Here is a 14,175-nt window from a genome sequence, read left to right as displayed (position 1 = left end):
GCTTCGTGGCCCGCATTACACAACCTGTCGTTTTGGCCGCACGATTGGTCGGGGGAAGGGTTCGTATCGGGTCCGCCGGGCCGGATTGCGGCGGAGTTGCCCCGCGCTCACGGCTCCAGCAGGTCCTCGATATGGCAGCCGAGGGTGCGGGCGAGGGAAAGCGCGGTGGAGACGGCGGCTTTGGCGAGATCCTTGCGACGTTGCTCGTACATCTGCACTGAGCGCAGCGATACGCCGGACCGTTCGGCCAGCTCTGCCTGGCTCAGGCCGGATCGGACCCGGATCTCATGCAAGCGGGAGTCGCCGTCCTCCCTCATCGAGCGTGCACGCGAATCGTAAACGTCGACGATGTGGCTTTCGTCGGCTTCATGCAATGTCGGGTACAGTCGCAGGAAATCGCGGATCGGCAGCACGTCGAGAATGTCCCGGAAACGCACTCCTCGCGCCCACTGGCAGTAGGCGAGCGCCCATCCCGCCCAGTATTCCGGCGTCGCGTGCATGCGTATCGGTGCGTCTGGAAGGATTGCGAGGCCCAGCCAGCCGGAACCTGCCATGATTTCGGCCACGAGCTCCTGCCCGGACATGCCGCACACGTATTTCGGCACGCCTTGTCCGAACAGGTCGGCGGTTTCGGATGCGACGAAGAAATCCGCGAACAGGTCGATGTCCAGTCCGCAGTCGTTGACCGCGTAGTCGAACGCTCCCGCGAGGTTCGCCATCGCGTCCGGCAAATAGTCGTCATCGTAGGCGTGGATCATCGTTGGTGATCTTCTCTCGAATGATGTCGCGCATGAACAGTCCGTCAAGGCTTGTGATGGCACCGTACTTCCGGTAGGCGGCGCGCGCCGCCGAGTCGCGTTCGTTGCGCAGCACATGGTAGACGGACGACTGCGCGATTTCGCAGTCCCGGAAACGCAGGTTCGCGAACGCCGCCGGGCTGACGAGCACGATCTGTTTGCCGAGCTCGCCCAGTCGCATCGCCTCGGAGAGCTGATCCAATGAGATCGTATTGTTGACGAATGCGCGGGCGAAGGAAAAATAGGAGTCGTCGGCGCGGTATCCGACGATCACGTCGGCATGGCTCATGTCCGGCAGGAATACATGTCGCAGATAGTCGATGCCTTGCGCGGCGACGGCTGTGTTCGGCTGGAATCTGCGGTGTTCGACGAGCAGCGCAAGCCAGTTGAGGATGGTGTACGGCGGCCGGGACAGGTCGAGGAACGTCAGATCATCGGTGTGCAGCAGGTAGTGGTTCGCATAACCGTCGTCAAGTCCGGCGCAGGCCCATTCCTTCGCCAGTTCGACGTGTTGCGTGCAGTAGAAGCCGCGTCCATAGTCGTTGTTCGGCTTGCCGAGGCCGTATTCCGGATGCCTGATGACCTGCGAGGAGCCGTGCCACAGTTCGATGTCCGCCATTGGTCGCTCCTTTCGCCGTATCGCCATGATATATCACCACAGTGACAGTCGTAAGGCATATGGATGGTCTGAAGGTCGCAACGACGGTAGCTTCTCAAAAAATTTGAGAAGTTATGCGGGAAACTTCTCAAAAATTTTGAGAAGTTGACGAACGGGCGGGAGACGATCCGAGGAGATGGATCGCCTCCCGCCCGTCCGGGGGAGACGCGGACCCGGGGCAGCGGGTCCGCGCAGGTTTGGAATGTGGCTCGCCGCTTACTTCGCCGCCGCGACGGTTTCCGCCGTCGCCTTGCGGCGCTTGAGGAAGCGGGCCACCGCGAGCGCCTCGAGTCCAGCCAGCGCCACGCCGAGCACCGCGTCGGCCACGATCGTCGCGATCTTCCAGGCCGGCATGTTCGCGTCCGGCTGTCCGTCCTCGTATCGCCAGCTGTTGACGGCCGTGTACAGGATGTTGTGCGCGGCGCGGCGCATGGCGATCACCGAGGTGGCCGAATGGTCGGTCACGTGGTTGGTGGTATCGGCGGTGGCGAGCATGATGTCGGTGTAGCCGCGGATCGCCTGGTCGGCGGTCTGGTAGCCGTAGTTCGGGCCGGAGAAGTAATCCGTCTCGAGCATGCCCTTGAAGCCCCACTCGTCGCGCAGCACGGTCTGGTTGAGTCCGACGTGGGCGCTCGCGTACGTGTTGCCGACGTAGTTGAACGCGCCCATCATGGCCTGCGGCTTGCCGTTGCTGGCCTTGACGACCTCCTCGAACGGGCGCAGGTAGATCTCGCGGATCGCCTGCTCGTTCGACCAGGTGCACAGCTGGCCGTTGCGTTCGGTCTCCTGCTCGTTGAGCGCGAAGTGCTTGGTGAATGCGTACACGCCGCGGTCCGCCGCGCCGAGCACCTGTTCGACGGCGAGTCCGGCGGTCAGCACCGGGTCTTCGGAGAAGTATTCGAAGTTGCGGCCGCCGAATGCGCTGCGGTGGTTGTTGATGGACGGCGCGTACCAGCCGGACACCTGCATCTCGTGGGCCATGTCGCCGATCGTTTCGCCGTACTGCCTGGCGAGGTCCTTGTTCCACGAGCAGGCGAGCGCGATGTTCGCGGGCAGGCCGATGGAGCTGACGCCGGTGAAGTTGTCCTTGAGGGCGGCCGGGCCGTCCACGTCGGACAGGCGCACCTTGCCGATGGACTTGATGGCCGCGTTCTGGTAGCCGCCGTTGGCGATGATGGTGTCCATCTCGTCGAAGGTCAGCTGGTCGAGCAGCTGGTCCCACTTGGCGTCGTCGTAGTCCGCGCCGCGCAGGTCGATCAGGCGCAGGCCGTTCTTCGCGCCGGTGGTCGGCATCTGGTCGTCCGCGTTGTCGAACTTGGTCGGATCGTAGTTGCCGTTGTTGTAGAACGTGGACTTCACGTCGTCCGGCATCGAGTAGTCGGTCGGCGCGGCGGTGGCCTCGTCGTAGTTGGCGAAGTGGTCGGCGCGCGACAGGTAGGTCACGTCGCCTTCCGCCTCGTCGAACACGTTGGTCGCGACGGTGGCGTCGCCGTTGTGCGTGTTGTCGGCCGAATCGTAGGTGATGGTCGTCGGCACGGTGACGGTGGCCGAGTCGATCTCGACGTGCGAGTTCTCGTTGATGGACACCTGGTAGTCGCCGGCTTCGAGCACGTACGCCTTCGCGTTCTGGTAGTCGTAGGACGCCATGTCATCGTCGTCGAACTCGATCTTGACGGTTTCGGATTCGCCCGGCGCGAGTTCCTTGGTCTTCTCGTACGCGACGAGGTTCGCTGTCGACTTTTCGATGCCGCCGTTGACGTACGGCGGGTTGACGTACGCCTCGACGACGTCCTTGCCGGCCGTGTCTCCGGTGTTGGTGACGGTCACGTCGAAGCTGACCTTGCCGTTCGCGTAGGTCACGTCGCCCATCTTCTGGTCGAACGTCGTGTAGCTCAGGCCGTAGCCGAACGGGTACTGCACGACGTCGTCGTAGTTGATCAGGCCCTCGTCGTCGGCGGTTTCGTAGAAGCGGTAGCCCACGTAGATGCCCTCGACGTAGTCCACGAACTTCGGCGAGCGGGTGCCGCGCGCGGATTCGACCTCGAACTCGGCCACGTTGTCATACTGGAAGGCGCCGAAGTTGTTCCAGTTCGGGGTCTTGGTCAGGTCCTTGACGAACGTGTCGGCGGTGCGGCCGGACGGGTTCACCGTGCCGTTGAGCACCTCTCCGAGGGCCTCGAAGCCGGCCTGGCCGGGGTGCGGCGCCCACAGCACGGACTTGATCTGCGGATAGTCCTTGAGGAAGCCGAATTCGAAGGCGTTCGCGCCGTTGTAGACCAGCGTCACGTTGTCGAAGTTCTTGGTGACCAGATCGATCATGTCCTTCTCGGACTGGCTCAGCTCGAGATAGTGCGTGCCCTCGGGGAAGTCCTTGTAGTCGGAGGAATTGTCGTTGTAGACGACGCCGTCCTTGTTCATGTCGGTCGGCAGGTCGAGGCCTTCGCCGCCGACGCGGCCGATCACGATCATCGCCGTGTCGGAGAAGTCCTTGGCGTCGCTGATGAGGCTGTCGGTGTACGTCGAGGCCGGCGGTTCCGGCAGCGTCCAGTCGGCGGAGGTCACGGCGATCACGCCGCGGTCCGTGCGGTAGTCGGTGTAGAACTTGGTCAGCTCGTCGTTGGTCTTGTAGCCGGCGTCGTGCAGGCCATCGAGCAGCGACGTGGTGTCGTACGCGTCGGAGAGCGCGCCCGAACCGGTGCCGCCGTAGATCGGGTTGGTCGACGCCCAGCCGAACACGTTGATGTTGCCGGCCGCGAGCGGCAGCATGCCGTCGTTGTTCTGCAGCAGCGTGATGCCCTCGCGTTCGATGTCGACGGCCAGCTTGTTGGTCTTGTCGATGGTTTCGGCGCTCAGCTCGTGCTTTTCGGCCGTGGCCATCGTGATCATGTTGCTCAGCGGGCCGGTCAGCATCATGGTGACGGAGACGACCGCGGCGATGCCCGCGACCACCCATGACGTTGAATGCGCGAGCTTGCGTGTGGCCTGGTCGGCGACGGTGTGCCTGTTCACCGCCGCGGTGATGACGATGGCCAGGACCAGGAAGACCGCGATGGCGATCAGCTCGGCCCGGATGGATTGGACGACCGCGATGACGTCGTCCATGTTGATTTCCAGCATGGCTGTTTCCTTTCTTCTCTCGCTCCCGCGCGATGCGACTGCCGTGTGGTGCTGAAACCGTTGGTATTGCTGGCGTTCACGGCTGTTGTGAACGGTGTGGCTCCATTGTGCGCGAATCTCGGAGCGAACAACAATGCCGACGGCGTTGGCTTTTCCATACGGATTGTGTATGGAATACAGGGCTAGCGCCCGTAGACCGTTGCAACGCGGCGGTTTGCGGTCGATGACGACCGTGATCCGCGGTGCCTCCGAACGGATCGTGGTCCGACAACCTGTCGTTTTCAGTGCATAATCTGTATGAAAGAAACCTATGCATACCGGCACCGCAGGGAGGCGACCATGGACACGCAGGCGCTGCGCCATTTCACGGTGGTCGTGCAGGAAGGCGGCATCGGCGCCGCGGCCGACGTGCTGCGCATGAACCAGCCGACGCTGTCACGCCAGATCGGCGCGCTGGAACGCGAGGTGGGAGCCACGCTGCTGATCCGGCGCGCTCGCGGCCAGCGGCTGGAACTGACGGACGCCGGCAAACTGCTGTACCGGCGCGCGCAGGAGATCGTCGCGCTCGCCGACCGGCTGGAATCCGAACTGCGGACGGACGTCGTCGCCGGCGACATCCATATCGCCGCCGCGCAGGTCCGGTCGATGGGCACGGTGGCCGAGGCTGCGGTCGCCACGCGCCGGGCGCACCCGGGCATACGGTTCCATCTCGATGACGAGAACGGGCCGACCGCCATCGAACGGCTGGAGAACGGGTTGGCCGACTTCGCCGTGCTCATCCAATCCGTCGACATGAGCCGGTACGAGCACATCGACCTGCCCGGCGAGGATCCCTGCGGACTGCTCATGCGGGAGGACCATCCGCTGGCCGCGAAGGAACGCATCACCAGGGCGGATCTGAGGAACGTGCCGCTCATCGTGTCGAGCGGCAGCATCGTGCGCGGGGAGCTGAGCGGTTGGATGACGCCAGTCGCCCAATCGCGCATGGTCGTCGGCACGTCGAACCTGATCTACAACGCCAGCCTGTTCGTGCGCGCCGGCTATGGTTGCGCGGTCACGCTCGCGGGGCTGGTGGACACGTCGCCCGGCAGCGGCCTGTGCTTCCGTCCCCTCGATCCGCCGACGTCGCTGCGGTGCAGCCTGGCATGGAAACGCGGGCAGCCGCTCACCCGGGCCGCGCAGGCGTTCCTCGAATGCCTGCGCGAGGTGATCGATGCCGGCGGTCGCGACGGCGAGGGCGACGACGGCGCGCGGTGACGGGGCGGTCGGTGATGACGTGCGGCAGTGGCCCGCGATTTGGGCGAGAAACGCCGAACGGACGATTTGCCGATAATCGCCTATCGGTTTCACGTGAAATCTGAGAGAATGGACGCGGACAATATACGCCGGTACACATGCCGCATGATCGGCGCCGGAACGGAGCGAAGGAGCAGGGGGAACATGCCATTCGTCATCACTGTTCTCGTCATTCTCGTCATTCTCGTGGCGCTGGCGCTGTGGGGCGTCGGCATGTACAACAACCTCGTCACGCTGCGCAACCGCGTCAAGAACGGCTGGGCGCAGATCGACGTGCAGCTCAAGCAGCGCGCAGACCTGATCCCGAACCTCGTGGAGACGGTCAAGGGCTACGCCGGACACGAATCGACCGTGCTCACGCAGGTCACGCAGGCGCGTGCCGGCGTGGTCGCCGCTGCCGCCAACGGCGACGTGGCGCAGCGCATGACGGCCGAAAACGCGCTGTCTCGCGCGCTCGTCAACCTGCAGGCCACGGCCGAAGCCTACCCGCAGCTGCAGGCCAACCAGAACTTCATGGACCTGCAGGCCCAGCTCAAGGCGCTCGAATCGAAGATCGCCTACGCGCGCCAGTTCTACAACGACATCGTCCTCAAGTACAACACGGCCACCGAAACCGTGCCGACCAACATCGTCGCCGGACTGTTCAACTTCGAGCAGGCGCAGTACTTCCAGGTTGACGAGACGTCGCGCCAGGTGCCGCAGGTCAGGTTCTGATGGACGTCAAACGCGTCACCAGATCCGCGGTCATCGCGGCGCTCGTCGTCGTGCTGGTGTTCGGCGGCCTGTTCATCGCGGCGCTGACCGACGGGGGCGCCGATCTGAGCTACCGCACGCTCGACTACGACGTCGCCGTGCAGTCGGACGGCAGTCTCAAGGTCACGCAGCACATCGACATGCGGCTGCGGAAACGTACCGATGACGACGACAACGTACGCCCGTGGAAACAGCTCTACCAGCGGTACGAAATCAACACCACGAACCTGTCGGACATCACCGACATCAGCGTGCGCAACGTGACCGACGGCCAGGACTACACGCAGACCAAGCCGCATCTGCCGGATGGCGTCAGCGAACGCGAATGGAACAGCGACTGGGCGGGTCATTGGTACATCGCCGACGCCACCGGCGTCTCGATGAAACCGTACGAGCCGATCACGGACGGATATCCGATCGGCGGCGGGAACGGCGGATACAAGACCATCGAGATCGGCTGGAACATTCCCGTCACCACCAAGGCGGACAGCCTCAAATTCGACGTGACGTTCACGCTCGTCGGCATGACCACGCTGTACGATGACGTCGCCACGTTCAAATGGGAGCCGTTCGGCGCGTCGAACCAGACGCCGATCGGCAAGGTCACCGGTACCGTGCGCTTCCCGGACGGCATCACGGCCGACGATTCGTGGGCGTGGCTGCACTACACGGGCACGTCCGAAACCTCGCGCGGCGACGGCGGGTCGCTCAAGTTCACCGCGTACGACGTGCGCGCGGGGGAGTACCTCGACGTGGTGGCCGCCTACGACGCGGACGTGGTCAAGGAGCCGGCGTGGTGGAAGGGCAACGATAACGTCGGCAGCCGGTCCGGCAACTGGATTCGACGAGGCGACGGCGATTATCTCGATTGGCTGAAGGCCGATGAGACGCGGCAGGAGACCTCATGGCGCGATCAGCAGCGGATCTACGCGCGCAACCGGCTGGTTATAGGACTTGGATTCGCGGTCGTCGGGCTGCTGCTGTGCGTGATCGCGGTCATTTCCGCGCTGCTCAGCCATCGTGGGGCGTGCTATCGCGGCGACATCGAATACTGGCGTGAACCGCCGGACGTCAGCCCGTCGTCGGCGGCGCGCATGGCCGACGTGCTCGGACTCGAAGCGCATGGTTCGATCAGCTCGCGGCAGATGACGTCCAACGTGCTCTCGCTCGCCTCGAAGAAGGCGATCGCGATCTATCCCGGGCCGATGTCGATCTATCGCGGCATCGATCTGAGCGCGGCGAACAACGCGGACATGGCCGCGATGATCGGTTCGAACGCGAACGATCTCGGCGTGGCCTCGAGCACCAGCACGCTCGTGCTGCTGCCGGCGTGTTTCGACCGGCAGGCGCGCGCGGCGCTGCGGCTCAGCCAATCGGAAGACGCGACGCTGCGGCTGTTCGAGAAGATCTCCAAACGCGTCGGCGGTCCGGTATTCGACCTCGAACGCATGAAATCCGTGTGCGCGGGGTGGAAGACGGGATATCAGGCGCTCGAAGCGTACGAGACGGCATGCTCGAACGAGTTCTCAATGCTCGGCGCTACCCGCACGTGCGGCATCGGTGCGAGCGTGAGCGGCGGCTTCGGCATGGCCATCGCGATCTGCTCCACGGCGCTTTTCGGAGCCTGGGGCAATGCGGCGCTTCTGCTGTGCGTGGCCGCGCCGATCATGTTCTTCAGCCTGTTCGCGCTGATCTGCGCGAAACACATCGCATTGACGACCGCCGGGCAGCGGATAGCCGGACAGGTGAACGGCCTGTACCGCTATCTGGTTGATTTCTCGAACTTCTCCGACCGCGGCGCGGCTGATCTGGTGCTGTGGGACCGCTATCTCGTGTACGCCGCCGCGTTCGGCATTTCCGAGCGTGTGCTGCGCGAGCTGGCGAAAGCGTATCCGCAGGTGACGGATCCGTCGTGGCTGGATGCGAACGCGTCCGATTCGATGCTGTATTGGCATTACCGTCCGTACGGCTGGCGGCATGACGTGTACGGGACCGGCGCCGGGACTTCCGGGCCGTTCTCGGGCGGTGGGTTCGACCCGTCGTCGTTCAGCGCGAACGTCGGTGACATCGGGGCGCAACTCGACGCCGGATTCGCGGACATCCGCTCCACCATTCAGGCCGCGGCGCCTTCCTCGTCGTCCGGCGGCTCGGGCGGTTCCTTCTCCGGCGGCGGGTTCGGTGGTTCCGGCGGTGGTTCCGGCGGTGGTTCCTTCGGCGGCCGTTAGTTTCGTCTTTCGTCCGGCGTCGCGTTCCGCACGATGCCGTTCAAATCCAGCCGCGTCCCTACGCTGGGAAGCGGAACCCTACGGCATCTATATCAAAGGAGAACCGTTATGCTGCACCGCAATCTCGGTCCGTTCGACACGACCGCCATCGGTCACGGCGAAATGCCGCTGACCATCGAAAACAACCGCGGCCACGACGTCGGCATCGAAACGCTGCACGCCTCGCTCGACGCGGGCTGCCGCCACATCGACACCGCGTGGGCCTACTACACGCCCGGCGAGGAGGAGCAGACCGGCGAAAAGCTGGTCCGCGAGGCGCTCGACACGTGGAAGGGGCCGCGTGAGGAAGTGCTCGTCGCCACGAAGATCGGCCTGCGCCGCGCATGGGATGGCGACAAGCCGGTCTGGCCGCGCGACGGCAAGCCGGAACACCTGCTGCGTTACGGCAAGGAGTCCGCGATGGCGCTCGGCGTCGACACGATCGACCTGCTGTACATGCACCGCCATGATCCGGAAGTGCCGTACAACGAGTCCATCGAAGCGTTGAAGCAGCTCGTCGACGAGGGCGTGGCCCAGTACGCGGGCGTGTCCAACGTGACCATCGAACAGCTTGACATCGCGCGCGGCATCCTCGGCGACAAGCTCATCGCCGTGCAGAACCAGTACTCACCGATTCACCTCGACACGCAGGACACGCTGGACTACTGCGCCAAGCTCGGCCTCGCGTTCGTGTGCTGGAGCCCGCTCGGCGGCTACCGTCACCCGTACGACGAATCCAAGTTCGACCCGTTCCGCGAGGTCGCGGCCAAGCACGGCGTCAGCTATCAGCAGGTCGTGCTCGCGTGGGAGCTCGCCAAGGGCGACCACATGTTCGTGATCCCCGGCGCGCACCGCCCCGAAACCATCCTCGATTCCCTCAAGGCCGGCGAGCTCGTCCTCGACGACGAGGACTTCGCCAAGCTCGGCTGATCACGCACCCAGCTCGCGCGCCGCGGCGGCCAATACCGCCGCCGCCCGCGCGAACTCCTCGGGCGTGGTGTACGAGTAGCTCAGACGCAGCGAATTGTCGCCCTCGAAATCGTAGATGTCGCCCGGGTTCAGCAGTACGCCCCGATCCAGGGCGAGCTGGAACAGCCGGCCGATCCTGACCGGTCGGTCGAACGTCAGCCAGATGTAAAACCCTCCCTGCGGCGTCGTCCAATGCGCCATCCCGCCGAACAGACGGTCCAACGTGTCAAGCGCCGCGTCGCGCCGCCGTCGCAACTCGCGCTTCAGGCCCGTCAGATATTCGTCGTACAGGCCGCTCGACAGGAACCGGGCGAACACCCACTGGCTGAGCACGCTGGCGCCGTAATCCATCTGCATCTTCACGTCGGCCAGCCGGTGCACGATGCGCCGGTCGGCCACGATCCAGCCGATACGCAATCCCGGTGCGAGCGACTTCGAAGCGCTGCCGAGCGTGATCACCATGCCGGTCCTGTCCAACGACTTGAGCGGTGTGGGCGTGCGCGTGGCGCCGGGTGCCGTGTCCGTGCTTCCCGACGTTCTCGTCGCCGTGTCCGTAACGTTCCTCGTCGTATCGCCGTCGCCGAAATACAGGTCCTGGTACGCTCCGTCCTCGATGATCGGCAACCGGTCCGCCTCGCAGCAGTCGATCAGCTCGCGGCGTCGCGCCTCGCTCATCGTGATGCCGGTCGGATTGTGATTCGTCGGGATCGTATACAGCACCGCGCCCCGCCTGGCGTCGCGCCCGTCCACCAGAGTCCGCAGCGCGGCGACATCCAGGCCGTCGCCGTCCATCGGCACGCCGGCCAGCCGCATTCCCGCCGACTGGAACACCTGCAGCGACTTGATATAGCTTGGCGCCTCCGCGATCACCGTCGATCCGGCCGACAGCAGGCTCACCGAAATCATCTGCAACGCCTGCAATGCGCCCGACGTGACCAGAATCTGCTCCGGCTCGCAGTCGATGCCGGTCGCGCGCATGTGCGCGACGATCGCCTCGCGCAGCACCGGCATGCCCTCGGGATCCGGGTATCCGAGCGCATCGATCTCGTTCGCGGCCTCGCCGGCCACGCGACGCCACATGTCGCGCGGGAACAGGCGCGGATCGAGCTCGCCCGTGCCGAGCCGCGTGACGCCGCGTTCAAACTCCATGCGGTTGATGGTTTGGATCGTCGCGTTGTTCGCCTTGAAGAAGCCGGACGAAACGTAATCGGCCCAGTCGGGAGCGCCCGGCAGCATCAGCGACCAGGTGTTGCTCACGATGCGCGTGCCCGCGCCGTGCAGGCCCTCGACGATGCCGTAGTCGGCCAGTTCGTTGATTGCGGCGATCACCGTGGAACGGTTGACCTGGAACGCGTCCGCCATCGCGCGCTGGGACGGCAGTCGTGATCCGATCGGCCATGAGCCCGACGAGATCTGCCGGCACATGTAGTCCACGATCTGCTCGGTGACGGGTTCAGGCGCGGTGCGGTCGGGTTCCCAGTCGATGACGAGCAGGGCGGGGCGTGGCATGAGCGGCTCGATTCTGCGAGGCGGATTGTGGTTTTGTTTGGTTTGGTTGGGATGTGCGATGGATATTTGGCTGGTTGCCGATTGTACTCGCGTTCGTAGAATACAGGATGGCTGCTATGAAACAAGCGGTTTTGCCGGGCCGGTTTGGTTGATTTGGTTGGGTTGATATGAACCAGCCAAACTGGATTGGCTGAGCGGGCGCGATGCATTGCTACACGTGCGAACGATAAGGAGACGGGCATGGGGTTTTATCTGCAGGGACTGACGATGGGCCTGGCGTACATCGCGCCGATCGGCATGCAGAACCTGTTCGTCATCAACTCGGCGCTCACCCGCACGCGCCGCAACGCGCTCATCACCGCGCTGATCGTCATCTGCTTCGACATGGCGCTGTCGCTGTCGTGCTTCTTCGGGGTCGGCGCGCTCATGCAGGCGCATCCGGCGCTGCAGACCGTCGTGCTCGGCGTCGGCGGACTGGTCGTCGTGAAGATCGGTTGGGGACTGGTGTTCCCGAAGAAAACGGCGGCCGTGGCCACGTCGGGCGCGGCGGATGCCGTGACCGACGTCCGCGAAAATACCGTCGTTCCGATCAAACATCTCGGCATGCGCGGCCTGCTCGACACGATCGGCACCGCCTGCGCGGTCACCTGGCTCAACCCGCAGGCCCTCATCGACGGCACGCTGATGCTCGGCGCGTTCAGCGCCACCCTCAGCGCGCAACAGTCCACCCCGTTCATCACCGGCGTGGAAACCGCGTCCGTGCTGTGGTTCCTGACCCTTACTCTGGTCATCAACGCGTTCGCGCACCGGTTCAGCCCGAAGATCATCGCCGTGCTCAACCGCGTGTGCGGCGGCGTCATCACCCTCTACGGCGTCAAGCTCCTCGCCGATTTCGTGCTCGCTGTGCTGTGACGCTGTCCCTGCGCTTTCGGATTGCGTCGAAACGGTAAAACAAGCGGCTTTCTCGGAACCTTGAGGTAGGTCAGGGCCTGTTGCAGGGGTCTTTCTCAAAACTTTGAGGCAGTCCCTTCCGCAACACGTCTCAGACGTTCCTGACCTTTGTGACGTTTTGGCGTCATAAGGTGGGTGCTGTGGGCGGTCGAGAGAGACGCCTGCCTCAAAGTTTTGAGAAAGACCCCTGCATTTTGGTGAAACTGCCTCAAAGTTCCGGGAAAGCCGTTATCGGCGTCTGTTACTCCGCCTTGAGCGTCGGTTTCTTCGTGCGCGAGCGGATCGCGGCGTTGTGCGGCACCGGGTGCGGACACGGCATCGAGAACACATGGGCCGGATTGTTGATCGCCTCGACCCAGTGACCGTCCGCGTCGCGGAACCCGCCGGCCGGCACGGTGTAGGCGAACGGGCGTTCGCCGGGCAGCAGGAATTCGATCTCCTGACCGGCCACGATCTTGTTGCGGCTCATCAGCGTCACGCGACCGCCCTCGTCCGGCGTCCAGTCAAGCACTTCGCCCACGACCATCCACGCGCGGAAATACGCGGAACGGTCGGTGTTCTGCGTGACCTTGTGCTCCGGATAATAGAAGCCGGTCGAATAGTCGCGGTGCGCGACCTTGTCGGGTTCGTCGAGCAGCCAATCGGGCAGCGTGACCGGCTCCGCCGGGCGAACCTTCGCATGGTGCCAGCCCTCGGGCAGCACCTCCTCGGCCGTGTTCGACTTGCGGCGGGCGCTGCGGGCACGATAGCTCAGGTCGTCGAGCCTGGCGCCGCCGGCGGAGCGGGCCGCGGCATCCTCGGTGTCGGACGCGGGCGCGGATCCGGCCGGATCGTTGCCTCCGAACTCGAGTCCCATGTCGCCGCCGGGCATGCCGGCGAACGCCTTGTCGGCGTCGCGTTCGATCGCATCCGGCGCGGCTTCGATCGACTCGGCGTAATCGGGATCGCCCTCGCGGATCACGCGGTCGCGGAACGGCTTGAGCACCGCCCCGGACGCGTCCTCGAACCCGCGCTGCACCATGTATTCGTTCACCGCGATCTTGTACGCGTTCGTCATCGCCGCGATGTAATACGCCGACTTCGATCGCCCTTCGATCTTCAGGCTCGTCGCGCCCGAGTCGATGAGGTCGTCGATGTGGTCGAGCATGCACATGTCCTGCGAATTGAACAGGTACGCGCCCTCCGAGGTCTGCTCGATCGGGAAGTACTGGCCGGGGCGTTTCTCCTCGACGATCGAATACTTCCAACGGCACGGCTGCGCGCATTCGCCGTGATTGCCGTCGCGGCCGGTCAGGTAGTTGGAGAACAGGCATCGGCCGGAGAACGCCATGCACATCGCGCCGTGCACGAAGCATTCGATGTCCATGTCGTCGGGGATGCGCGCGCGGATGTCGCGCACGGCCTGCAGGTCCATCTCGCGGGCGAGCACGACGCGGCGCGCGCCGAACTCGTACAGCGCCTGCGCCGCGCCGTAATTGGTCACGCCGGCCTGCGTGGAGACGTGCAGCTCCACGCAGGGGGCGATCTGATGCGCCATCATCATCACGCCGATGTCGGTGACGATCATCGCGTCGATGCCGGTGTCCTTGAGCTGGCCGATGTATTCGCGCATCGCCTCGACCTCGGCGTTGCGCGGCAGCACGTTGAGCGTCACGTACACGCGGGCGCCGCGATCGTGGGCGTAGCGGGCGCCCTCCTCGAAGTCCGCAAGGCTCAGGTTCTTCGGGGCGGATCGCATGCCGAACGCCTTGCCGCCGCAGTAGACGGCGTCCGCGCCGAAGTCCACCGCGGTCTTCAGCCCGCGCAGGTTGCCGGCGGGCGCGAGCACTTCGGGCTTGCGGCGGCGCGGCAGCCGAAGCGC

General features: G+C 64.7%; 10 protein-coding genes. 5 read left to right on the top strand and 5 right to left on the bottom strand.

Annotated elements, in window-relative coordinates; translation table 11 throughout:
- Positions 1-107 precede the first annotated feature (107 nt).
- From GFD25_RS05395 to GFD25_RS05385, 3 genes are all read right to left on the bottom strand, one after another.
- Positions 108-758: a helix-turn-helix transcriptional regulator gene (locus tag GFD25_RS05395; RefSeq protein ID WP_163230708.1), complete on the bottom strand. Its 651-nt coding sequence runs from the start codon at positions 756-758 to the stop codon at positions 108-110.
- Complete coding sequence (locus GFD25_RS05390; protein WP_163230706.1) at positions 739-1,416, bottom strand: DUF3990 domain-containing protein; 678 nt, start codon at positions 1,414-1,416, stop codon at positions 739-741. Before GFD25_RS05390 ends, GFD25_RS05395 begins: the two co-directional genes overlap by 20 nt.
- A 255-nt stretch (positions 1,417-1,671) precedes the next feature.
- Positions 1,672-4,572: a glycoside hydrolase family 3 protein gene (locus tag GFD25_RS05385; RefSeq protein ID WP_163230704.1), complete on the bottom strand. Its 2,901-nt coding sequence runs from the start codon at positions 4,570-4,572 to the stop codon at positions 1,672-1,674.
- 297 nt (positions 4,573-4,869) lie between these two features.
- On the opposite strand from GFD25_RS05385, the gene GFD25_RS05380 reads away from it, so the two are divergent.
- The 4 genes from GFD25_RS05380 to GFD25_RS05365 all read left to right on the top strand — a co-directional run bounded on the left by GFD25_RS05380 (position 4,870) and on the right by GFD25_RS05365 (position 9,815).
- Complete coding sequence (locus tag GFD25_RS05380; RefSeq protein WP_239512416.1) at positions 4,870-5,829, top strand: LysR family transcriptional regulator; 960 nt, start codon at positions 4,870-4,872, stop codon at positions 5,827-5,829.
- Between the two features lie 183 nt (positions 5,830-6,012).
- Complete coding sequence (locus GFD25_RS05375) at positions 6,013-6,582, top strand: LemA family protein (RefSeq protein ID WP_163230702.1); 570 nt, start codon at positions 6,013-6,015, stop codon at positions 6,580-6,582.
- On the top strand, positions 6,582-8,846 hold the full coding sequence (locus GFD25_RS05370) for a DUF2207 domain-containing protein (protein ID WP_163230700.1): 2,265 nt from the start codon (positions 6,582-6,584) through the stop codon (positions 8,844-8,846). The genes GFD25_RS05375 and GFD25_RS05370 overlap by 1 nt, the downstream gene beginning before the upstream one ends.
- Positions 8,847-8,954: 108 nt before the next feature.
- Positions 8,955-9,815 carry an aldo/keto reductase gene (locus tag GFD25_RS05365; protein ID WP_163230698.1) on the top strand — a complete coding sequence of 287 codons (861 nt, stop codon included), beginning with the start codon at positions 8,955-8,957 and terminating at the stop codon, positions 9,813-9,815.
- Here the strand turns inward: GFD25_RS05365 and GFD25_RS05360 are convergent, their stop codons facing one another.
- Positions 9,816-11,363 carry an aminotransferase-like domain-containing protein gene (locus GFD25_RS05360; protein WP_163230696.1) on the bottom strand — a complete coding sequence of 516 codons (1,548 nt, stop codon included), beginning with the start codon at positions 11,361-11,363 and terminating at the stop codon, positions 9,816-9,818.
- 240 nt (positions 11,364-11,603) lie between these two features.
- Here GFD25_RS05360 and GFD25_RS05355 point away from each other — a divergent pair, with 240 nt between their 5' ends.
- On the top strand, positions 11,604-12,275 hold the full coding sequence (locus GFD25_RS05355) for a LysE/ArgO family amino acid transporter (protein WP_163230694.1): 672 nt from the start codon (positions 11,604-11,606) through the stop codon (positions 12,273-12,275).
- 280 nt (positions 12,276-12,555) lie between these two features.
- Here GFD25_RS05355 and GFD25_RS05350 read toward each other — a convergent pair whose 3' ends face one another.
- A complete protein-coding gene (locus tag GFD25_RS05350; RefSeq protein ID WP_163230808.1) occupies positions 12,556-14,166 on the bottom strand; it encodes a peptidase U32 family protein in 1,611 nt (536 codons plus the stop codon).
- Positions 14,167-14,175: the final 9 nt, after the last annotated feature.

Source organism: Bifidobacterium aerophilum (genome assembly GCF_010667685.1).
GTDB lineage: Bacteria > Actinomycetota > Actinomycetes > Actinomycetales > Bifidobacteriaceae > Bifidobacterium > Bifidobacterium aerophilum.
This window is presented reverse-complemented; position numbering and strand designations above follow the sequence as displayed.

Bases quoted from the DNA above. Each gene is read 5' to 3' on its own strand.
- GFD25_RS05395 (WP_163230708.1), bottom strand. From the start codon at position 758: ATGATCCACGCCTACGATGACGACTATTTGCCGGACGCGATGGCGAAC.
- GFD25_RS05390 (WP_163230706.1), bottom strand. From the start codon at position 1,416: ATGGCGGACATCGAACTGTGGCACGGCTCCTCGCAGGTCATCAGGCAT.
- GFD25_RS05385 (WP_163230704.1), bottom strand. From the start codon at position 4,572: ATGCTGGAAATCAACATGGACGACGTCATCGCGGTCGTCCAATCCATC.
- GFD25_RS05380 (WP_239512416.1), top strand. From the start codon at position 4,870: ATGAAAGAAACCTATGCATACCGGCACCGCAGGGAGGCGACCATGGAC.
- GFD25_RS05375 (WP_163230702.1), top strand. From the start codon at position 6,013: ATGCCATTCGTCATCACTGTTCTCGTCATTCTCGTCATTCTCGTGGCG.
- GFD25_RS05370 (WP_163230700.1), top strand. From the start codon at position 6,582: ATGGACGTCAAACGCGTCACCAGATCCGCGGTCATCGCGGCGCTCGTC.
- GFD25_RS05365 (WP_163230698.1), top strand. From the start codon at position 8,955: ATGCTGCACCGCAATCTCGGTCCGTTCGACACGACCGCCATCGGTCAC.
- GFD25_RS05360 (WP_163230696.1), bottom strand. From the start codon at position 11,363: ATGCCACGCCCCGCCCTGCTCGTCATCGACTGGGAACCCGACCGCACC.
- GFD25_RS05355 (WP_163230694.1), top strand. From the start codon at position 11,604: ATGGGGTTTTATCTGCAGGGACTGACGATGGGCCTGGCGTACATCGCG.